This is a genomic window from Bradyrhizobium sp. 1200_D9_N1_1, from assembly GCF_052075915.1.
GTDB classification, from domain to species: domain Bacteria; phylum Pseudomonadota; class Alphaproteobacteria; order Rhizobiales; family Xanthobacteraceae; genus Bradyrhizobium; species Bradyrhizobium diazoefficiens.
In genome coordinates this window covers 8,540,478-8,560,217 of the sequence record NZ_CP197226.1, presented here as the reverse complement: position 1 = coordinate 8,560,217, position 19,740 = coordinate 8,540,478, and the positions used below count along the sequence as shown (strand labels likewise).

Here is a 19,740-nt window from a genome sequence, read left to right as displayed (position 1 = left end):
GATGTCCATGCCTGCCTTGTTCAAAGGGCGCCTGTCGATCCCCGTGATCGGCTCGCCGCTCTTCATCATCTCGGTGCCCGATCTCGTGATCGCGCAGTGCAAGGCGGGTGTCGTCGGCTCGTTTCCGGCGCTGAACGCGCGGCCGCCCGAGCTGCTCGACGAATGGCTGGCGCGGATCACCGAAGAGCTCGCGGCCTATGATCGCGCGCATCCCGACAGGCCGTCGGCGCCGTTCGCGGTCAACCAGATCGTGCACAAGTCGAACAACCGGCTCGATCACGACATGCAGCTCTGCGCCAAGTACAAGGTGCCGATGATCATCTCCTCGCTCGGTGCGCGCGAGGAACTGAACCAAGCCGTGCACGGCTGGGGCGGCATCGTCTTCCACGACGTGATCAACCAGAAATTCGCGCACAAGGCGATCGAGAAGGGCGCCGACGGCCTGATCCTGGTCGCGGCCGGCGCCGGCGGCCACGCCGGCGTGATCTCGCCGCTTGCCTTCGTGGCGGAAACGCGAAAGTGGTTCGACGGCCCGATCGCGCTGTCGGGCGCAATCGGCAACGGCAAGGCGATCCGCGCCGCGCGCATCCTCGGCGCCGACTTCGCCTATATCGGCTCGGCCTTCATTGCGACCAAGGAAGCCAACGCTGTCGAGAAGTACAAGGAGATGATCGCGGGGTCGACGGCCGACGACATCGTCTATTCCAACCTCTTCACCGGCGTGCACGGCAATTATCTGAAGCCCTCGATCCTCGCCGCCGGCATGGATCCGGAGAACCTGCCGACGTCCGATCCGTCCAAGATGAACTTCGGCACCGACGCCTCCGGCGAGCGCGCCAAGCCAAAGGCCTGGAAGGAGATCTGGGGCTCGGGCCAGGGCATCGGCAGCGTCGACCAGGTTCTGCCTGCCGCCGAGCTGATCGCGCGCTTCAAGAAGGAATACGACGAGGCGATCGATCCGCCGTTGTGAACGGCGGCTATTGCGTATTGCAGCGCGCGTATCTTTCCTCCGTCGTCCTGGACAAGCGCAGCGGAGCGGAGCGCAGATCCAGGACCCATTACCCCAGGGAGTAGTTTGGCGAAGACTCGGAGTTGAGAGTTGCGCGCCACAACTTCTCCCTGGGGTAATGGGTCCTGGCTTTCGCCAGGACGACACTGTCATTGGAACTCCGAGCGTCTCAGGCAACAGAGATCTGCACCATGCCCCCGATCTACCGTGTCGACGGCAACAGTGTCGTCACCAGCCCTGACGCTGCGGGTCCGTGGGACCGGCGCATGCAGCATGGCTCGGCGCCGGCATCGCTGGTGACGTGGGCGGCGGAGCGTATTCCGACGCCTGTTACGATGGACATCGCGCGCGTCACCATCGATCTGATGCGCCCGGTGCCGGTGGCGCCGCTCACGATCAAGACCGAGGTCTTGCGCGAGGGCCGCAAGATTCAGCTCTGCGAAATCAAGCTGCTCGCCGACGGCGTGCAGGTCGTGGGCGCCACAGTGCTGAAGATCAGGCGGCAGGCGCAGGCGCTGCCGGATGACGTCAAGGAAGTCCCGCTCGCGCTGCCGTCACCGGAGGATTCGCTGGTCGAGGACGGTCATGCCGCCACCAGCCCGTTCGTGCGCTCGGTCTCGATGCGCGCCGCGCGCGGCCGCTTCGGCCAGGCCGGTGCGGGCGCGATCTGGTTTCGCGTCGACCATCCCCTGATCGAGGGCGAAGCGATCTCGCAGGCCATGCGCGCCGTGGTCGCCGCCGACTTTTCCAACGGCACCGCCTCGACGCTCGACTTCCGCGCCTGGACCTACATCAACGCGGACCTCACCGTGAGCCTTGCGCGCCAACCGGTCGGCGAGTGGATCCTGCTCGACGGCGACTCCTGGATCGGCCCTGATGGCGCAGGACTCGCCATGTCGCGGCTGGCGGATCGGCAGGGCTATTTCGGTCGCGCGGTGCAGAGTTTGGTGATCGAGAAGCGGTGAGCGTGACGGCAAGCGCCGTGATCGCTCCTTGAGCCGAAGGAACGGCAGACTTCCGCCGCCGCGGAAGGGATGCCCTGGTCGCGAGCCTCTTCTCTTGTCCGGAGGTCTCTGTTCGACGCCAGCGTCCTGCCTGTTCAACTGCCGTAGACGATCTTGATCTCCCACAGCAGGACAACAATAGCCGTGATCAACGTGATCGCGGCCAACGCACTTTCCAAGGAAGCGACTCTCATTTGATACTCCGCTTCCCAGCCCCATCAGCGGTCTAGTTGATTCGTTGATTCGCCCGCAATCGCGCGGACGGCGTGCCTGAAAAGTCCCTTCCGCGCTGTTGTTCGCCGGTCACAGCGACACCGTAAAATCCCGGGGTCGGGCGCGGGGGCCTGCACGGTGCCGCCTGCCACAAGTTGCAGATCGAGACGACTACCCCACCATCCGGTCCCGCCCGCTCCAGAATCCCGCGCGCAGCACCTTCTTGTCGACCTTGCCGACGCCGGTCATCGGCAATTGCTTGACGAACTGGATCTGCTTTGGCGCATGCGCCGAACCTTTCCGCGTCTTCACGAAATTGATCAGCTCGTCCGGATCGGGCTTTGCGCCTTCGCGCGGCACCACGATGGCGGTGACGGCTTCGCCCCATTTCTCGTCGGGGATGCCGACGACCGCGACCATCGCGACATCGGCGTGCTGCGACAGCACGTCCTCGACCTCGCGCGGAAAGATGTTGAAGCCGCCGGAGACGATCATGTCCTTCTTGCGGTCGAGGATGAACATGTAGCCGCGCTCGTCCTTGCGCGCGATGTCGCCGGTGTGGACCCAGCCGTTCTTCAGCGTCTCGGCGGTGATGTCAGGCCGCTTCCAGTATTCCGCCATGACATGCGGGGCGCGCACGCAGATCTCGCCGGCCTCGCCCGTCTTCACCTCCTGGTCATTGTCGTCGAGGATCCTGACCTCGCAGGCCGCGATCGGGAAGCCGCAGGACAGGAACAGTTCGGGCGTCCGGGGATCATGGTCCTTCTTGCGCAGCACCGAGATCGGATAGCATTCGGTCTGGCCGTAGAGCTGCGAGAACACCGGCCCGATCCGTTCGATGCCCTCGATCAGCCGGCTCGGCGACATCGCCGAGGCGCCGTAGAGCACGAGCTCGAGCGAGGAGAGGTCGGTCCTGCTCAGCGCGGGATGATCGAGCAGCACATAGATCATGGTGGGCACGAACAGCGTGAAGTTGATGCGCTCGCGCGCGATGGTCGCCAGCACGGCCTCGGGATCGAAACCCTTCAGCATGTGCACGGTGCCGCCGCGCATCAGGGTCGGCAGCACCTTGGTGCCGGCGACATGGCTGATCGGGGCGACCGCGAGATAGCGCGCATCTTCCGGGATTTCGAAGTCGGCGAGGATCGCGGCGGCGGCCCCGGCATTTTCGCGGTGGTAGCGCAGCGCGCCCTTGGATTTGCCGGTCGTGCCGCCGGTGTAGTTCAACGTGGAGAGATCGTCAGGGCCGGCGAAGCAATGCGCGCTGGCATGGCCTTCGATCTCGATCGCCTGCAGCAGGTCGACGCCATAGTCGGCCGGCCCCGTGGTGAAGACCGCCTTGAGCCGGCTCGCACTCGCGGCAAGCTCGCCGCCGCGATCGCGGAACGCGGCCGCATCGACCACCAGCACCTCGGCCTCGGAATCCTCGAGTTGGAACAGCTGGTCTCCCCGCGATCCCAGTGGATGCAGCCAGGTGACGCAAAACCTCGACAATTGCGCTGCGACACCCGCGCACCAGGTGTCGGCGCGGTTCGCAGTGAGGAAGGCGACGCGTGCGCCGGGCTGCAATCCAAGCCGCATGAACACGCCCTGGATGTGCCCGATCAGGTCGATGGTGCCCCGATAACTCAGCGATCCGCCGGGCCAGGCGAACGCGGTGCGGCCGGGATAGCGCGCCAGCGCCCGCAGCGCCTGTGCGCAAGTCGGGGACGATGCGTGGAGCGGATCTGACATATGTTTCCTCGCTGCTTTGTCATCGGCTTCTGGCGTGCCAATGTTTGCCGTAACGCTAGCACAGGGAATGCGGGATGGAACGACACAGCCCGCGCGAGGGAGGCATGCGTGACGTCTGATCGACTGCAACGTTTCCGCGATCGCCTGGCACTGCCGCTGATCGCCGCGCCGATGTTTCTGGTGTCGGGTGTCGAGCTCATGGTCGCGGCCTGCCAGAGCGGCGTGATCGGCAGCTTTCCCAGCGCGAATTGCCGTAGCGCGGAACAGCTCGACGAATGGCTCCGCGAGATCGAAGCGCGGCTGCGCCGGCATGAAGATCAAGCCCGCCGCAAGGCGGCGCCGCTCTGCCCAAACCTGATCGTGCACCGCTCCAATGCGCGGCTGGAGCAGGATCTTGCCGTGCTGCTGCGGCACAGGCCGGAGATCGTCATCACCTCGGTCGGCTCGCCCGCGCCAGTGCTCAAGCCGCTGCATGACGCCGGTGCGCTGGTGTTGGCGGATGTCGCCTCGATCCGCCACGCCGAACGTGCGGCGGAAGCAGGTGCCGATGGACTCGTGCTGCTCACGGCGGGCGCGGGCGGGCAGACCGGCTGGCTCAATCCGTTCGCCTTCGTCCGCGCGGTGCGCGCATTCTACGATGGCATCATCGTGCTCGCGGGCGGCATCAGCGATGGCCGCGCGCTGCATGCCGCGGAAGTGCTCGGCTGCGATCTCGGCTACATGGGCACGAAGTTTATCGCGACGCGCGAGAGCATGGCGGATGATCGTTACAAACGGATGCTGGTCGAGAGCAGCGCCGACGACATCCTGCTGACCACCGCGTTCACGGGGCTTCAGACCAGCATGCTGAAGCCGTCGATCGTCGCTGCGGGGCTTGATCCCGACGACCTGCCGGCGCGCGGGGCGATCGACATCGCCAAGGACATCGACGTCAACGCGCGCGAGAACCGGCCAAAGCGCTGGCGCGATATCTGGAGCGGCGGGCACTCGACCTCCGGCGTGACCGATGTGCTCGCGGTTGACGATCTCGTCGCGTCGACGCTCGCGGAATATCGCGCGGCGGGTGGGCGGTAGGCTCCTCTTCCTCTCCCCGTATGAACGGGGCGAGGGAGACCAGGTGCCGTCGCATCGATCACAGTTAATCCTGCATGGCTCGATTCCCCCTCACTTAACGGCAGATTAACCATCGCCCGCCCAGAATCCCCCTCAAGGCCGCCAATCAGGACCGAGAGGGACAGGCGATGGATTTCGATTTTCTCAACTCCAAGACGGCGGCTTCGCTGGACGAAATCCGCGTCCGCGTGGCCCATGCGCTGGCCCGCCACCCGCTGTGCCGCAATGTGCGCTTCGATATCGTCAGCGTCCCCCGCACCCGCCGGGGGGGCAACTGGACGGTGACGCTGCAATCGGTCGAGCCGCGCGCGGTCTGGGAGGCCTCCGAAATCGTCGCGGACATCCAGGATGCCTACGATCTGGCCTCAGCTGCTTGATTTTACTCGGCTTTTTAGTCGTGTCGCCATAGGCATGGTGATTGTCGCCGCAAAGGCACACTCAAGCCTTAATTCGTTCCTTTTTCCCGGGCACCGTTGACAACATCGTGAACCGCCCCTCCCCTCTCGGAGAGACGTTTGTCCAAAGCCATCACCATCGTCGTTCTGACCTGTTTCCTCGTCCTCGGTGCCGCCACCACCGCCATTCTCGGACGCGACAGCGTGCCCAGCGTTAGCGCCGAGATGATCACCCAGGCCCCGCCGAAACCGCTCGCGACCAACCGCGCCGCCAAGGCCGACCGTCTGGTTCCGACCCTGGCGCTGGCCTCGGCCGCGATCGAGCCGGTCCAGGTGCCCGCCGACAAGCTTGCGCAGGCGCCGGTGCTGACCGAGCCGCTGCGCCAGGCCTTTGCCGCCGCCACTCCGTCCGATTTTCCGATGTCCAAGACGGGTTCATCGGCGAGCGTGAACGAGGCGCCCACGGCGGAAGCTCCCGCCGTCGAAGTCCCGGCCAAGCCGAAAGTCGTCGCCAAGCCGCAGCCGCAGAAGTCCTATTCGCTGCTCTCCGACGTTCAGATTTCGGGCATCAAGGATCGTCTGAAGCTGTCGTCGTCGCAGGAATATTACTGGCCTTCGGTCGAGACGGCGCTGCGCAACGTCGTCCGCAGGATCCAGGCGAACAAGCTGTCGAATCCGAACGCGCCGCCCGGCGCGCAGATCGATCCGAACTGCGACGAGGTCCAGCAGTTGAAGTCGGCCGCGATGCCGCTCCTGTTCCAACTGCGTGACGACCAGAAAGAGGAAGTGCGCAAGCTCGCCCGCATCATTGGGCTCGAGAAGGTCGCGCAGCAGATCTGACGCGCGGTTTCCGAAAACATCATGCTCAAACAATGAGCTGAGGCACGATGGCGAGCCATCGCGCTGAGGGAACCGCCGATATCAGGAACATCCGGCAATCTCCAGGCGTTGCCCGCTCCAAAAGAGGGAGTGGACCAATGCGCGCCTCGACAGCCTATTTCGTCGGTGCTGGAACCATCGTCGCGGCCATCGCTATTGGTCTCGGTGGCGGCATCGTCGCCGGCAACATCATGAATCCGATCGCGCCCAAGCAGGGGCCGGATGCCGGCAAGCTGGCGCAGCGCACGGAAGCGGTTATCGCGCCGGTCCAGAGCAATGCGCCGTCGGAGCGCGTGCAATATCTCACCGGCTCGCAAGCCTTCGGCACGATGATCGCCGCACCCGCGCAGGCGCGGGACGACGCAAAGCCTGAGACAAGGCCCGACACGCAGGTCACTCCGGCGAACGCCGAGCCGCCTGCGCCACAGCCGTCGCAAGCGGCCGCGGTCGAGCCGCCGAAACCGGCACCGCCATCGCCTCCGCAAGCCGCAAAGCCCGTCGAGCAGCAGGCTTCGACAGAGCCGTCCTCCTCACCTGACAACGCCTATGCCAAGGCGAGGGATTTTGACGTGAAGCGTGCTGCGTCCGAACGGCGCCGGATGGATCGCCGCGAGCGTTGGTCGGAGCGTCACCGCTATGAGTCCCGCGATCCCCGCGGCATGCGCGACCGGACCGATTGGGACGACGTGGCCCGCAACATCCGCCAAGATTCAGACGCGCGCGATTACGCGGGCCGGCCGCGCGGCAGCTTCCCGCAGATCAGGCTGTTCGGCCCCGACGACGATTAGCGCTTAACCCAGGATCGCGGTCGCTGCGCGCTCGGCAATCAGGATCGTCGGCGTCTGGATGTTGCGGGAGATCCTGATCGGGATCAACGAGGCGTCCGCGACATGCAAGCCGTCAATGCCTCGCACCTGCAACCGCTGCGGATCGGCGACGGCGAGATCGTCCATGCCCATCCGGCAGCGCCTCGTCATTCCGGGATGCGTGCGCAGCACGCAGGCCCGGAATCCATTTATCCGCGGCGACCGCAGCGCGATGGATTCCGGGCTCGCGCCGTTGGCGCGCCCCCGGAATGACCGCTAGCTCAGCCCCCGTGCGACTCCACCACCTTGCGGCAGCCGTCCGAAAGCTTCGACTTGTTCTCGCGCAGGCAGGCGTTCATCTGCGGCGGCTTGCCGACATGTTCGGCGCAGAATTTGCTGGCGTCGCCGCGGCAGGCCATCTGCTCCTGCAGCGTCGGACCGGATTGTGCCGCGGCGGGCAGGGCGGTGGCGGCAAGCAGCAGCGCGGCAAGGATCGAAATCTTCATAAAACACCTCTTTGGGCTTGTCGGGTGGTCCCGTTCGGGATCAAGCGGGCGGACCATCTCGCGGAGGTCTGGTGCCGGTCCATGCCATGTTCATGGCATCGGATCGCGCTTCTGGCCTGCGTACCCCCATCTTCATGGCATGTATCCGTACGCCGTCTTTTGCCATTCAGACTGCACGTCGGCTGCGAACCCGGTGATTGCACCGGGACGCCGAACGGGAAGCAGGAGAGCAAGATGTCGAAAAGAGCGGGAGTGCTGAGCGCCGGGCTGACGATCATGGCGCTGGCGGGTGCGGCGATGGTGTCGCTGGGCACGAGCCCGGCGCAGGCGGTGGTCTATTGCAAGACGGTCGGCGTGCCCAAGGGCTGCGTGGTGCGGCCGACGGCGGCGGTGGTGGTCGCGCCGGGAGCCCCGGTCGCGGCGGCTGCGGTCGCGACGCCCGGCGTCGGTGCGCCCGGTGTCGGCGTACGTGCCGGCACGCCGATGAATCGCGGCGGCCCGGTCAATCGCGTCGGTGTTCGCTGACGATCTCGTTCGATTGAGTTGATTGCATCGCTTCGGGCGACGTGATGACCCTGCGGACGAACCCCCCGTCCTCCGCATGAAGATCATCCGGCCCGTTCCCTCTCTCCGTACGTCCCACACGTTCGGGGAGGGGGCTTTTCAGCCGGCAGCGGCGTCGCTGTCGGGAAAGATTTGCGGCAATTGCAGCCGCACCCGCGTGCCCGCGGCATCCGAGCTCAGATCGAGCACCGCGCCGCAGCGCGCGGCGCGGCTTCTCATGTTGCGCAAGCCCCGCGCGGTCTGGCTCGCGCCCGCGGCCTCGCAATTGCCGGCCAGCGCAAAACCGCGGCCGTCGTCGGTCACGCTGATCACGCCGTACGGCCCCTGGTCCGCGTCGAGCGTCTCGATCGTGACCGCGATATTGCCGGCGTGCGCGTGCTTGACCGCATTGGTCACGGCCTCGTCGAGGATGCGCACGATCTGGATGACGTGCCATGGCCTGAGCTCGGGATGCAGCGGCAGGCCCTGCGGCGTCGCCACGCGCCAGTCGAGCGCGATGTCGTGCGGGCGCAATTGCATCGCCGCGCGCTCGCGCCAGGAGCCGAGCGCGAGCATGAGGTCGCCGCCGATGTCGTCCATGGAGTCGATAACGAGACGGAGATCCTTCAGCGCCGCGCGGGCGGCGTCTGTGATGGTCGCACCCTCATGGCCGCGCTCGGACAGCGCGACGATGCTGACGAGCTGGCCGCCGAGGCCGTCATGCAGGTCGCGCATCAGCCGCGTGCGCTCGTTGGCGAGCGCGGCGGCCCGGGCGCGCGCCTCCTCGCGGGCAAAGCTCGCCTTCAGCCGCTCCTCGGCCTCGCGCACGCGCGTCACGAGCTGGCCGGCAAAGCTGTCGACCTGGTTCAGCGCGCGGGCGAAGCGCCAGGTCAGGCCGGCGCCGATCGCGACCAGCATCGCCGAATAGGACAGGCGCGAGACGAAGATGCGTTCGTTGGTGACGATCTCGGACACCGACAGCATGTCGTGGACCCAGCAGGTCAGCACGATGCTCACCGCGCAGCCGAGCGTGAAGCTCGCGGCATCCTGCCGCCGCACAACCGCGGCCGCGGTGACGCAGGCCATCAGGAACAGGCAGACCCCGACCGTGGGGATGCCAAGCAGGAGAAACAGAATGCGCGGCAGTGGCGGCCCGGCGATCAGCCCGACCACGAACACGACGATGCCCGGCGCGAACAGCAGCGCGCCGTAACGCGGCCAGCGCCAGCCGAAGAACAGCACGCCGAACACGACGATCAGCGCGCTCTCGGTCGGTGCCGATGCCAGCAGCACCGCGGCAAGCCGCGACGTGGTGGCCGGCGGCACCGGCGGCGGTACGAACGCCTGCACCACGCCGAGCACCATCGCCGCCGCCAGCACGCCGTAAACCGGCTCGCGGCGCCGCATCAGCCACATGATCGCAAGGATGACGGCGAGGATGGACTGCCAGGCGGAGAACACCACCGGCAACGTGACGAACAGCAGCGTGCGTGTCTCATAGGCGGGACGCAAGGCTGCATCGGGGCCGACATAGACGGTGTCGAGAAAACCCTTCAAGGGTCCCCATACGAACAGCCGTACCGTGATCTCGTTGCCGCCGTCACGCAGCAACGATGCGGGAATGAGCGCGATGAGCGGCGTGTTACGGTCCGGCCGGTTGGCGTTGAAATCGCGGCGGGAGTCGAGCACGACGACACCGTTGACGGCGACCTCCACCGCATTGCTGAAGCGCGGCAGGAACACCGACCATCCCGTCGCCGCATCGCCGCGCCCAACCGTGAAGGCGCCGGTGTAGAGCGGCGGATCGGCCAGAGAGTAACGCGACGAGGTGAAGTGCGGCAGCGTCACGGGACGGCTCGCGCCGTCCTCCCGCAGCGAAAATCCGCTCAAGGCAAAATCGTCGGGGTCGCTCGGCTGGAGCAGCCGCAGCCCGAGGATGGTGGCGATCACGATCAACGCCTGGAGCAGCAGGTAAGGCACGAGGCGCGCGGCCAGCAGCCGGCGCCGCGCGGGTTTGACCGGTGCCTTCGCCGCGATCTCGCTCACAGCTTGATCAGGCCCTGCTGGACGGCCTCGAACACCGCTTCGCTGCGCGTGTGGACCTCGAGCTTGCGATAGATGTTCTTGATGTGCCCGGGCACGGTCTGCCTGGACAGGCCGAGATGGCTTGCGATCTCGGCATAGCTGAAACCTTTGGCGATGCCCCAGAGGATGTCGATCTCGCGCGGGGTCAGTCTTGCGGTGTTGAGTGCGGGGCCCGGCGGCGGCTCCGCCGAATTTTGCGTTCGCCGCACGATGAAACGGGCGATCGAGGCCGAGATCGGGGAATGGCCGGCGACCAGATCGCGCACGGTGGTGGCGATATCGGTGGGGAAGGCGTCCTTGAGCAGGTAGCCGGTGGCGCCGACCGTGATCGCGGAGATCACACTCTCCTCGTCGCCGAGCGCCGAGATCACCATGATCTCGGTGTCGGGAAAGCGCTGCCGGACCTCGCGGATCAGCTCGACGCCATGGCCGTCGGGAAGCCTGAGATCGGTGAGCAGCACGCGCGGTGCCGCCTCGCCCAGCGCTGACCGGGCCTCTCCCAGCGTGCCGGCGCTGCGCACCTTGTAGCCGGCCTTGACCAGCGCATCCTGCAGCCGCCAGCAGGTCGGCGCGTCATCCTCGACGAGGAGGATGGTGATGGCGTCACCCGTCTCGCCCTGTTCGCTCATGTTCATCGTCCCGCACCGCGTGTCCCCCGCGGCGCACGGCAAGTTTACCCGCAGCAGGCACGCCGCGACACCCATAATCATGGGGGCCGCAATGAGGCGGCGTCCCGGACGCCTACTGCTTCGTCGCGGCCGGTTTGTCCGTCGGCATCGGCAGGCTCGGCAGTCGCTGCACGATGATGCGCGCGGTGCCGGCATTGTTCTTGTAGAACTGCTCATAGGGCCCCTGGACCGCGTCGAGCATCGCCGGCCGCAACGCTGCCGGCAGCAGTGCTGGGTAAATCTGCACGGCGTCGTTGACGTAGAAGAACAGATCGCCGGCGTCGGGCGCGACGAATTCGGCCACCAGCCGTCCCGACAGTTTCTGGTCCTCCCAGATCGTGCGCGCCGTGGGATCCTTCGGCACCGGGTCGAAAGGTCCGAGCTTGCTGACCGCGAGCTTGAGCGGATTTTTGTCGGGGAGTGCCTCGAACTCCTTCGTCTTGTCCAGCTTGGTCGGATACCTGCCCTTGCGCTTGTCCGCATCGTCCTCGGCCGGAATGGTCGGATTCATCCGGCGCGGCAATTCCTCGGCCGGCATGACGTTGACGGCCTGCAGCGGAATGTCGCTCATTCCCTTCGTGCCGATGCGCACCACGGGCTGGAACCAGGCGGCGCCGAACTGACGGAGCGTCGGCAGGGCGAGGTAGTGAGGCGTGAAAGAGGTCATGAAGCCGTTCGTGCCGCTCATGATGGTGCGGTCGAACCAGGGATCCTCGATCTCGACCCAGACGCGGTATTTGCGGCCCTTCTCGACCGCAAGGCCGCTCCACCAGCAAAACTCCCTCGTCGCGAAGCGGCCGGGCGCATCGACCGGCTCGTCGGGCACCGGCGTCCCGGCCTCCGGCCCGGGCGTCGCGCAGATATTTCCGGTCGCGGTGCGGGCCGTGAAGACGCTGGTCGCTCCGATCAGCAGTGCGGCGTAGAAGATGATGAACAGGAAGATGCCCGGCAGCACGAGCCTGACGAAGAACCAGCGGGCCGGCCCCGCATTCAGCCGCATCCATCGGGCGAAGCGGAGCAGCATGCCGGGCTCGTCGACATGCCGCCGGCTTGCCATGCGGTGCGGCCTGCTCCAGGCCAGCCGCGCGCGTTCCTGGATGGTGTCGCGCAGCACCGTGTTCCTGCGCCAGATCAGGTAGGTGATGGCCAGGACGGTCGAGGTGGCGAACGGGTAATACAGCGTGATGTCGAGCCACGGCGCCGCATAGGATGGCAGAACGTTCCTGACGAGATTGGCGAGCGGGCCCAGCACGGCGCCAACGAGCCAATCGATGGTGGCGATGACGTGCAGCACCACGGTGCCTTGCAGACCGTTATCCTTCGACACCCCGATCAGGCTGCGGGCGATCCACGGCCAGACCGCGATCACGCCGACCATGAACAGCAGCGAGAAATAGGCGACGCGCCGCCACCACACGGTGTCGCGCGTGAGCCTGGCCATTTCGGCGCTGGGCGTGTTCATGCGCGTGAAGGCTTCGGCCTCGCTTTCGCGCCGCGGGCCCTTGGCTTTCGCCAGATAGGCCTGCTTCATCACTCCGCGGGTACTGTCCGCGATGAGGTTCAGCTTGCTGCCGTCCGGCATCAGCACCAGCGCGTCCGCCGGCAGCATGATCGGCGCGTAGTCGTCGCAGCCGAACAGCATGCGTTCGATGACGGCGAAGTGCACCACCGGCAGCCCGCCATTGACCTCACCGGCGAGGACTGGGCGTGGTCCGTAACGGTAGAGCACGGCGGCGCCGCTGCGCGAATCGTGCTTCGGTCCGATCGCCGATTGGTAGTCCCTGAAGTGCTCGATCTCGCCGTCCTGGAAACGGAGCCGGCCTTCGAGCTGATCGGTCATCCAGACCAGCGGCACGAAGGACAGCGTGGAATCCGGGTAGCCGCCGCCGATGTCGGAATGGACGCCGGTGAACCACACTTCCTTGACCGTCTGGTCGGCCGCCAAATGGCTCTGGTCGATCCGCAGCGGATGGAAGGTGGTGCGCTCGTCGTCCAGCGCCAGCGCATGACAGATGTGCTTCACCTTGCGCGAGGGCCGGTGATTGCGGAACGAGATCGGCCAGATCGCCCAGTCGATCGCGACGCGCAACTCCTCGATCGGGACGCCGAAGGCCTCGACCGTGTCGAACAGTCCCATGAATTCGATGTCGACGTCCTTGCGACCGTTCATCGCCGCCCGGACATCGGCGTAGGAACGGTGCCCGCAGATCGAATGATAGAGATAGAGCAGGAAATCGCGGATGAAGCGCGCGATCCAGATCGTCGGCAGGCTCTTCTTCCATGGCACGGTGTCGCGGCGGTATTCCCGCCACGCGGCCATGGCGTTGCGCCCCATCTCCTCATGCGACACCGGCGTGCCTTCGATCTCCGCCGGCACCAGGCCCTGGCTCGCGATCATGGACGCCAGCGTGCGCGCGGTGAAGGCGCCGCGGCTGAAGCCGAAGATGTAGATCTCGTCGCCCTCGCGCCAGTTCCAGCACAGGAAGCGGTAGAGCTTGCGGACGTTGGAGGGCACGCCGAAACCGGTTGCGCCGTCGAGCGCGGCGAGCGGCGCCCAGCCGGCGGTGCCGACGCCCTTGATGTAGTGGGTGATCTGGTCCGGCTGGGTGTGGTCGAGCGCCTCATAGAGACGCCAGACGCTGGATTCCTGGGCTGTGAACGCATTGCCCGTGCCGTCGGCGAACAGCACGAGCTTGCGTTTCGACCGGGCGGCGTCGGCCGTCCCGCCGGCATTCATCCTGCTAAGCGGGTGTTCCGGTTCGGCAGTACCAGCGGTCCGCGCGCCATCCTGATCTGGCATGGGCTGCTCCGGCAATTTCACGAGGAAGCGCTTCAGGCCCGAGCCGGCACTCCTCGGACTCAATCAACGATTGCGTTTATAAAATGGGATGTATTCTGCGCATAGTCCCGCTGAGGTAGCAAGCAGGAACGCGCGGTCTCGCCGCGGTCGGACGTCGCGGAATGACGGTCGCGAAAAGCATTTGGTTTTGCTGGTCGGCGTGCCGGACGGCGAGGGGAGGCGATGTCGATCGGCGTAGGGTGGTTAGCGTCAGCGTAGGGAAGTGGTGGGTTACGGCTTCGCCCAACCCACTCTACAAGCCTACAATGTCTCCACCCGCGGCGGCGGATAGCGCCGCGCCAGTGCCGACAGCGGCAGGTGCCGCTCGCCTTCCGGCAGCTCCAGAAAGGCCAGCACGAGTGGCCGCTTCCAGTCGCCGATGCCGAAATCCATCGCCGTCCATTTCTGCGGCTCGGGGCCTTCGAGGCCTCGGACCCAGACGAAATAGCGGGGGAGGTCGTCGATGTCGGCTTCCGTCGTGCGTCTCCTGGCCATCAAAGCTGCTCGCTGCAACACCACGTTGCTGCAGGATATAGGTATCGACTTGGCGAAGTCGAACGCGCCGCCGATCGTTCGTTCCGGCACGCGCGCGGCCTTCTGCCGGCACAGCGCGTAGGGGAGGGCCGACGCTGGTTGCAGGCGGCACTTTCTCGTCACTGCCAGAGCCGACTCTCCGCAACCCGGTTGATGTCGGCGAGCCGCCGGTCCGCGTCGGCGTTCAGATCGATGCTTGCGACCAGCGCCAGCAGGCGGCGATAGGCGCCGTCGGCAATTTCGATCGGCAGCGGGGCCTCGTCAAAGGCCTCGACATAGCTGCCGACGAGACCGCTCAACAGGCGGCACAGGCCGCGCTGGGATGGATGGTCCCGGCCGAGCATCTCGAGCTTCTGCTGAAAGATCCGGAAGGTGCGCAAACCGTGGTGCTGCTGCGAAAGCCACGTGTGCAGGTCGTTCATGTGAGCCTCTTCGAATGACGGAAGAAGCTACCGGTTTATAAAGTGGGGACGGGAGGATGGGAAGGGATTGAGCTACGTTGAGCCAGTCCGTCTTCGCCAAGAGGCTTCGCCGGACACGCTTCGCCCTTCGGTCTCGCATGGCTGCGCCACGCGAAGCCCGAAGGGCGAAGCGTGGTGCCCCTGGCCGGAATCGAACCAGCACTCCTTGCGGAACTCGATTTTGAGTCGAGCGCGTCTACCAGTTCCGCCACAGGGGCCCTCGGTCGGCCCCCAAAGCGGGCGTCGCGAAGCCGGCGGACTATAGCCATGGACAAAGCGGGGTCAACCCGCGCCAAAGTGATCCCGGCTGTTCTCGACAGCCGCTTGGGCCGGGGTTAGAGGCTAAGGAAAGCGACCGACCGGAAGAGGCTGCCGTGACGACCCAGAGTGCCGCAATACCTGCATTCAAGCCGGCGGCCACGAGCCCCGCCCTGATCGCCTCGCTGCTCGTCACGCTGATTGCGGCAGCCACGATCGCGGGCGCCTGGTTTTTCCAGCTTGTGCTGGGGATTGTGCCTTGTCCGCTCTGCCTGGAGCAGCGCTACGCCTATTATCTCGCGATCCCGCTCGGCGCGCTGACCGCGCTTGCGGCGAGGAGCGGCGCGCCGCGACCGCTGCTGCTCGCGGGGCTTGCGATCCTCGCGCTGGCGACGCTCGCCAATGCCGGGCTCGGCACCTACCATTCCGGCGTCGAATGGGGGTTTTGGAAGGGGCCGACCGACTGCTCCGGCCCCGTGGTCAATCTCGGCAGCGCCAATGATCTGCTCTCGCGGCTCGACACCGTGAAGGTGGTGCGCTGCGACGAGGTGCAGTGGCGCTTCCTCGGCCTTTCGCTCGCCGGCTACAACGTGCTGATCTCGCTGCTGATGGCCGCCATCGCCGCCTGGGGATTTGCAGCGACGGCGAAGCGTACGTAGCTGCCGTAGGGTGGGCAAAGGTGCGCTCCTTACGCGCCGTGCCCACCATTCATCAACATTCACGCCAGTTGTTGGTGGGCACGCTGCGCTTTGCCCACCCTACGCGAGCTGCGTCCGCTCAATCGTCCACGTCGTCCTGCGTGCGCCCGAACAGGTGCACGATGCCGGGCGTCGCTATCGTCACGAACACGAAGCGCGACAGGTGATGGGCGCCGACGAAGATCGGGTCGATGTGCAGCGTCAGGGCCAGGGCCAGCATGGCGTCCATCGCGCCCGGCGCGAAGGCGACGACGACGTCCGAGAACTTCACCTGCGTGGTGAGGGCGACGATGCCGACGAAGATCGCCGAGACGGCGATTGCCACGGCAAATGATCCCAGCGCCGCGTTGATGTGGCCGGCGAGGGTCTTGATTCGCATCCGCGCGAAACGGCTGCCGATCAGGGCGCCGATGCCGATCAGCGCCACGCCGCGCACCCAGTTCGGCAGGCCGCCCTCGACCCAGCCGGCGCCATGCAGCACGCTGGAGGCGATCATCGCGCCGAACATCCAGCTCGCCGGAAACCTGACCAGCCGCAGGATGAGCGCCGCAGCCAGCGAGGCCGCGACCAGCTCCACGAGATCGAGCGGCGAGGCAATGGCCGTCGTCAGGGACGGCGCAGCGGAAGGCGCCACGCCCGCGAACGCCAGCACCATCGGCAGCGCCGCAGTGAGGATGATGACGCGCATGGTCTGCACCACCGCGATGCCCGGCAGGTCGGCGCCGCGCTCGACCGCCAAAATCGTGATCTGCGACAGCGCGCCGGGGCTGCCGGCGAGGAAGGCCGAGGTGCGATCCCAGCCATGGACGCGCTGGAGGTAATAGCTCGAACCGAAGGTCGAGCAGAAGGTTGCAAGTGCGAGCAGGCAGATGGTGAGCGGATAGGCGCTGACTTGCTGGATCAGGTGGCGCGAGACGACTGAGCCCAGCGAGATGCCGAGCAGCACCAGCACGGTCTGGGTCAGGATCGGCGGCAGCGTCAGCTGGCGGCCGGCGATCGCGGCGATACCAACCGCGATCATCGAGCCCGAGATCAGCCCACCGGGGAGATTGGCGACGAGAAACACGAGGCCGCCGGCAGTGCCGATGACGAGTGTCTCCACCGTGCTCAATATCTTGGCACGGCTCGGCCGTTCGAACGGCAGGGAGGCGGTGATTTGCTTCACGCCACCTTATCGCAAATCGGCGAGAAGCGCACAATTGCGGCTAGGTCATGCCGCAATGCGCACGCGTCTCGCCGAAGCCGGGGGGTGACTGATTTACTTTTTGTCCGCGGCAGCCGGCGCGGCCGAGCCGGCCTTGGCGGTCTTGATGCATTCGGAGCGGAATTTCTTGCGCTCCTTGCCATGCAGCCCCTTGGCATCCGCCTGCTTGGAGCATTCGAGCGACTCGGCCGAGTGCTCCTTTGGTGCCTTCTTGTCCGTGGGCGCGGCGGTTGTGGTCTTGGTGTCGGTCTTGGCGGCCGGCGCGGCGGTCTGCGCAAAGGCGGTGCCGGTGGCGAGCAGGGAGGCGAGGGCGACGGCGGCGAGGCGAGAGGCGAGGGTCATGGTGTTGCACTCTTCTTGGGAAAATGGCGAAGGGCTGGAACGTCGGCTCGCGTTGCTGAACGCGACATGAATGAGCCGAGTGACGGGATCACTATATTTTGGCGGCGAAAGCCATCGCATCCTTGTCGCAAGCGACCGGCACGCTAGGATAGCAATCCTCGTTTAACTTCCGTCGGGGAAGACCAAGGAGGAGACCTAGGGATGACCATTCAGGCAAAATTGTTGTGTGCGATCGTGGCGTCGGGTGTCGCGGCATTGGTGGCCGCCGCGCCGGCACAGGCGCTGACCTCGCAGGAGTGCAGCGCGAAATATCAGGCGGCCAAAAAGGACGGCTCGCTCGGCACCATGAAGTGGAATGACTTCCGCAAGGCCCAGTGCGGCGCGGACGCGACGCCTGCCGCTGCGCCGACCGCGGCTGCTCCGGCTGCGCCCGCCGCTCCTGCAGAGCCGAAGCAGGCGAAGAAGGAGGCAGCCCCCGCCGCCGCGCCGGCGCCGAGCCTGCCTGCCGGTCCCGCGATCTATCCGAACGCGATCGATCCGAAATACGCCAAGGAAACTGCCGGCAAGGCCCGCCTGCACACCTGCGTCGACCAGTACAACGCCAACAAGACCACCAACGGCAATGGCGGCATGAAGTGGATCGAGAAGGGCGGCGGCTATTACAGCGAATGCAACAAGAAGCTGAAGGGCGCCGCCTGAGCTTCGACTTGACGCGATGGCCGGAGCGAGGCTCCGGCCATTTCGGCTGAGGCATGATCCGGAAAACTACACAGCGGTTTTCCGGAAAGATCATGCTCAAACAATGGTCTAAAGCGCGATGGCGATTCGTCCTGATCGCATCGCGCTTTAGATCAGCAGCTTCTCGGCCGATTTCGCCACGAGCTGCGATCGCTTGCGCGGACCGCGCTCGACGAACAGCAGGCTCTGGCCGAAGATGAAGCAGTAGAACAGGAAGGCCTGCGCCTCGGCCTCCTCGGCCTCGAGGCCGGTCGCGCGATAGAGTTCGGCGACGTGCTTGAGCCGCGCCGCATCCACGCTCGCCACCGCCGCCGCGGCGTTCTCGTCCGAACGGGCCCATTGCCGGATCGCCAGCTCGATCGCCATGCCTTCCGGGTTGAGCCGCTCGGAGTAGAGCTGGATCACCGCCTTCAGCCGTTCGCGGGGCGCCTGCCCGTCGAGGCTCGTCTGCTGCGCGATCGCCGCCGTGCGCCCCTCGCGCCAGCGCTCCAGCATGGCCGCGAGCAACGCGGCGCGGTCGGCGAAGCGGCGGTAGAAGCCGCCCTTGGTGACGCCGAGGTTCTTGGCGAGCACCTCGACCCGCACCCCCTCGACCCCCGAGCGGGCGAGCTCGGTAAATCCCGCCTCGACCCAGACATCGCCCTTGCCGTCGCTCATGAAGAAAGCCCATCCGGTTCTTGATACGGTACCGTATTGCTAACGCGGCGAGGCCCTGATACGCTACCGTATCAACAATCAAGGGGCAGAAAAGCGCAGGGAGAAATTGCGATGGAGCAGGAGGCAACCTATCGCGGCACGGTCTATCCGTGGCAATGCGATCATGTCGGCCACATGAACATCATGTGGTATGTCGGCAAATTCGACGAGGCCAACTGGAATCTGTTCGCCCGCCTTGGGCTGACGCCGAGCTACTTGCGCAGCACCGGTCGCGGCATGGCCGCCGTGCAGCAGAACATCACCTACAAGCGTGAGCTGCTGGCCGGCGACATCGTCGAGATCCGCAGCCACCTGCTCGAGGTTCGCGACAAGTCGATCCGCTTCCGGCACGACATGACGAACGCCGAGACCGGCGAGATCGCTGCGTTCTGCGAGATCACGGGCGTGCATATGGACCGTGAGCTGCGAAGGTCCGCGCCGTTCACCGATGCCATCCGCGACGCCGCTTTGAGGCATCTTGCCGAACCGGCCGAGGCTTGAGCCATGACCGCGTTCGAGCCGAAAAACCCGGGCTATCGCGCCGCGGCCATCGCCATGTTCGACGGCCAGCCGGCGATGCGCTCGCTCGGCATCACGATCGTCCGCCTTGGGCCGGGCGAGGTCGAGCTGGCGATGCTGCATTCGCCTGAATTCACGCAGCAGAACGGATTTATCCATGCCGGCATCATCACGGCCGGGCTCGACAATGCCTGCGGCGTTGCCGCCTTCACCCTGATGCCGCACAAGGCCGATATCCTCACCGTCGAGTTCAAGACCACGCTGCTCGCACCCGCCCGCGGCACGCGCTTCGTCTTCAGGGCCGAGGTGGTCAAGCCCGGCCGCACGCTGACCTTCTGCGAGGCCAGGGTCTTTGCCGAGCACGAGGGCAAGACCACGCTGATCGCCACCATGACCGGCACCCTGATGGCGATGCTGCCCCGCGTTGCGGCTTCGCCCGAGGTGCGTGCGTCCCGCGCATAGCGGCGATTGACAAGCCTGCCGGCGCATCCCTTGA

The 19,740-nt window shown here is 66.1% G+C and carries 22 protein-coding genes and 1 tRNA gene; 11 read left to right on the top strand and 12 right to left on the bottom strand.

Annotation, left to right across the window (positions count from 1 at the left end; all coding sequences use genetic code 11):
- The first annotated feature begins 1 nt into the window (after position 1).
- Both AB5K84_RS40450 and AB5K84_RS40445 read left to right on the top strand, forming a co-directional pair.
- Positions 2-970, top strand: a complete 969-nt coding sequence (locus AB5K84_RS40450; RefSeq protein ID WP_011084145.1) for an NAD(P)H-dependent flavin oxidoreductase — start codon at positions 2-4, stop codon at positions 968-970.
- A gap of 230 nt (positions 971-1,200) precedes the next feature.
- The gene (locus AB5K84_RS40445) at positions 1,201-1,974 is read left to right on the top strand and encodes a thioesterase family protein (RefSeq protein ID WP_011084146.1); all 774 of its coding nucleotides are present in this window, start codon (positions 1,201-1,203) and stop codon (positions 1,972-1,974) included.
- 423 nt (positions 1,975-2,397) lie between these two features.
- Here the strand turns inward: AB5K84_RS40445 and AB5K84_RS40440 are convergent, their stop codons facing one another.
- Positions 2,398-3,960, bottom strand: a complete 1,563-nt coding sequence (locus AB5K84_RS40440) for an AMP-binding protein (protein ID WP_011084147.1) — start codon at positions 3,958-3,960, stop codon at positions 2,398-2,400.
- 108 nt (positions 3,961-4,068) lie between these two features.
- On the opposite strand from AB5K84_RS40440, the gene AB5K84_RS40435 reads away from it, so the two are divergent.
- The 4 genes from AB5K84_RS40435 (at position 4,069) to AB5K84_RS40420 (ending at position 7,135) form a co-directional block, all read left to right on the top strand.
- On the top strand, positions 4,069-5,034 hold the full coding sequence (locus AB5K84_RS40435) for an NAD(P)H-dependent flavin oxidoreductase (protein WP_038965341.1): 966 nt from the start codon (positions 4,069-4,071) through the stop codon (positions 5,032-5,034).
- Positions 5,035-5,201: 167 nt separating this feature from the next.
- Positions 5,202-5,450 carry a hypothetical protein gene (locus tag AB5K84_RS40430; RefSeq protein WP_028173584.1) on the top strand — a complete coding sequence of 83 codons (249 nt, stop codon included), beginning with the start codon at positions 5,202-5,204 and terminating at the stop codon, positions 5,448-5,450.
- 138 nt (positions 5,451-5,588) lie between these two features.
- Positions 5,589-6,308, top strand: a complete 720-nt coding sequence (locus AB5K84_RS40425) for a hypothetical protein (protein WP_038965342.1) — start codon at positions 5,589-5,591, stop codon at positions 6,306-6,308.
- Between the two features lie 137 nt (positions 6,309-6,445).
- A complete protein-coding gene (locus AB5K84_RS40420; RefSeq protein WP_038965343.1) occupies positions 6,446-7,135 on the top strand; it encodes a hypothetical protein in 690 nt (229 codons plus the stop codon).
- Positions 7,136-7,138: 3 nt separating this feature from the next.
- Here the strand turns inward: AB5K84_RS40420 and AB5K84_RS40415 are convergent, their stop codons facing one another.
- Both AB5K84_RS40415 and AB5K84_RS40410 read right to left on the bottom strand, forming a co-directional pair.
- Positions 7,139-7,324 carry a GMC oxidoreductase gene (locus AB5K84_RS40415; RefSeq protein ID WP_236842174.1) on the bottom strand — a complete coding sequence of 62 codons (186 nt, stop codon included), beginning with the start codon at positions 7,322-7,324 and terminating at the stop codon, positions 7,139-7,141.
- A 110-nt stretch (positions 7,325-7,434) separates the two neighbouring features.
- Positions 7,435-7,659, bottom strand: coding sequence for a cysteine rich repeat-containing protein (locus tag AB5K84_RS40410; protein ID WP_028173581.1), 225 nt, complete (start codon positions 7,657-7,659; stop codon positions 7,435-7,437).
- 234 nt (positions 7,660-7,893) lie between these two features.
- Here AB5K84_RS40410 and AB5K84_RS40405 point away from each other — a divergent pair, with 234 nt between their 5' ends.
- Positions 7,894-8,184, top strand: a complete 291-nt coding sequence (locus AB5K84_RS40405; protein ID WP_028173580.1) for a hypothetical protein — start codon at positions 7,894-7,896, stop codon at positions 8,182-8,184.
- A 138-nt stretch (positions 8,185-8,322) separates the two neighbouring features.
- Here the strand turns inward: AB5K84_RS40405 and AB5K84_RS40400 are convergent, their stop codons facing one another.
- The 6 genes from AB5K84_RS40400 to AB5K84_RS40375 all read right to left on the bottom strand — a co-directional run bounded on the left by AB5K84_RS40400 (position 8,323) and on the right by AB5K84_RS40375 (position 15,007).
- Entirely contained in the window at positions 8,323-10,248 is a 1,926-nt protein-coding gene (locus AB5K84_RS40400) for a sensor histidine kinase (protein WP_011084153.1), read from the bottom strand.
- Positions 10,245-10,916: a response regulator gene (locus tag AB5K84_RS40395; RefSeq protein WP_038965346.1), complete on the bottom strand. Its 672-nt coding sequence runs from the start codon at positions 10,914-10,916 to the stop codon at positions 10,245-10,247. The genes AB5K84_RS40400 and AB5K84_RS40395 overlap by 4 nt, the downstream gene beginning before the upstream one ends.
- A gap of 112 nt (positions 10,917-11,028) precedes the next feature.
- Positions 11,029-13,755: a DUF2235 domain-containing protein gene (locus AB5K84_RS40390; protein ID WP_038965347.1), complete on the bottom strand. Its 2,727-nt coding sequence runs from the start codon at positions 13,753-13,755 to the stop codon at positions 11,029-11,031.
- A 300-nt stretch (positions 13,756-14,055) separates the two neighbouring features.
- Entirely contained in the window at positions 14,056-14,289 is a 234-nt protein-coding gene (locus AB5K84_RS40385) for a hypothetical protein (RefSeq protein ID WP_028173576.1), read from the bottom strand.
- Positions 14,290-14,447: 158 nt separating this feature from the next.
- Entirely contained in the window at positions 14,448-14,750 is a 303-nt protein-coding gene (locus tag AB5K84_RS40380; RefSeq protein ID WP_011084157.1) for a hypothetical protein, read from the bottom strand.
- 172 nt (positions 14,751-14,922) lie between these two features.
- Positions 14,923-15,007: transfer RNA gene (locus AB5K84_RS40375), tRNA-Leu, on the bottom strand.
- Between the two features lie 156 nt (positions 15,008-15,163).
- Here AB5K84_RS40375 and AB5K84_RS40370 point away from each other — a divergent pair.
- Positions 15,164-15,706 (top strand): disulfide bond formation protein B, encoded by a 543-nt coding sequence (locus AB5K84_RS40370; RefSeq protein WP_011084158.1) that lies wholly within the window; start codon positions 15,164-15,166, stop codon positions 15,704-15,706.
- Positions 15,707-15,824: 118 nt separating this feature from the next.
- On the opposite strand, the gene AB5K84_RS40365 is transcribed toward AB5K84_RS40370, so the two are convergent.
- Positions 15,825-16,910: an AbrB family transcriptional regulator gene (locus AB5K84_RS40365; protein WP_011084159.1), complete on the bottom strand. Its 1,086-nt coding sequence runs from the start codon at positions 16,908-16,910 to the stop codon at positions 15,825-15,827.
- A 93-nt stretch (positions 16,911-17,003) separates the two neighbouring features.
- Positions 17,004-17,291 carry a PsiF family protein gene (locus tag AB5K84_RS40360; RefSeq protein WP_028173573.1) on the bottom strand — a complete coding sequence of 96 codons (288 nt, stop codon included), beginning with the start codon at positions 17,289-17,291 and terminating at the stop codon, positions 17,004-17,006.
- Between the two features lie 201 nt (positions 17,292-17,492).
- On the opposite strand from AB5K84_RS40360, the gene AB5K84_RS40355 reads away from it, so the two are divergent.
- The gene (locus AB5K84_RS40355; protein ID WP_011084161.1) at positions 17,493-17,990 is read left to right on the top strand and encodes a hypothetical protein; all 498 of its coding nucleotides are present in this window, start codon (positions 17,493-17,495) and stop codon (positions 17,988-17,990) included.
- Between the two features lie 147 nt (positions 17,991-18,137).
- Here AB5K84_RS40355 and AB5K84_RS40350 read toward each other — a convergent pair whose 3' ends face one another.
- Entirely contained in the window at positions 18,138-18,686 is a 549-nt protein-coding gene (locus AB5K84_RS40350; RefSeq protein WP_011084162.1) for a TetR/AcrR family transcriptional regulator, read from the bottom strand.
- Positions 18,687-18,797: 111 nt separating this feature from the next.
- Between AB5K84_RS40350 and AB5K84_RS40345 the strand changes: the two genes are divergently transcribed.
- Both AB5K84_RS40345 and AB5K84_RS40340 read left to right on the top strand, forming a co-directional pair.
- A complete protein-coding gene (locus tag AB5K84_RS40345; RefSeq protein ID WP_011084163.1) occupies positions 18,798-19,226 on the top strand; it encodes an acyl-CoA thioesterase in 429 nt (142 codons plus the stop codon).
- 3 nt (positions 19,227-19,229) lie between these two features.
- Positions 19,230-19,706 (top strand): PaaI family thioesterase, encoded by a 477-nt coding sequence (locus tag AB5K84_RS40340; RefSeq protein WP_011084164.1) that lies wholly within the window; start codon positions 19,230-19,232, stop codon positions 19,704-19,706.
- Positions 19,707-19,740: the final 34 nt, after the last annotated feature.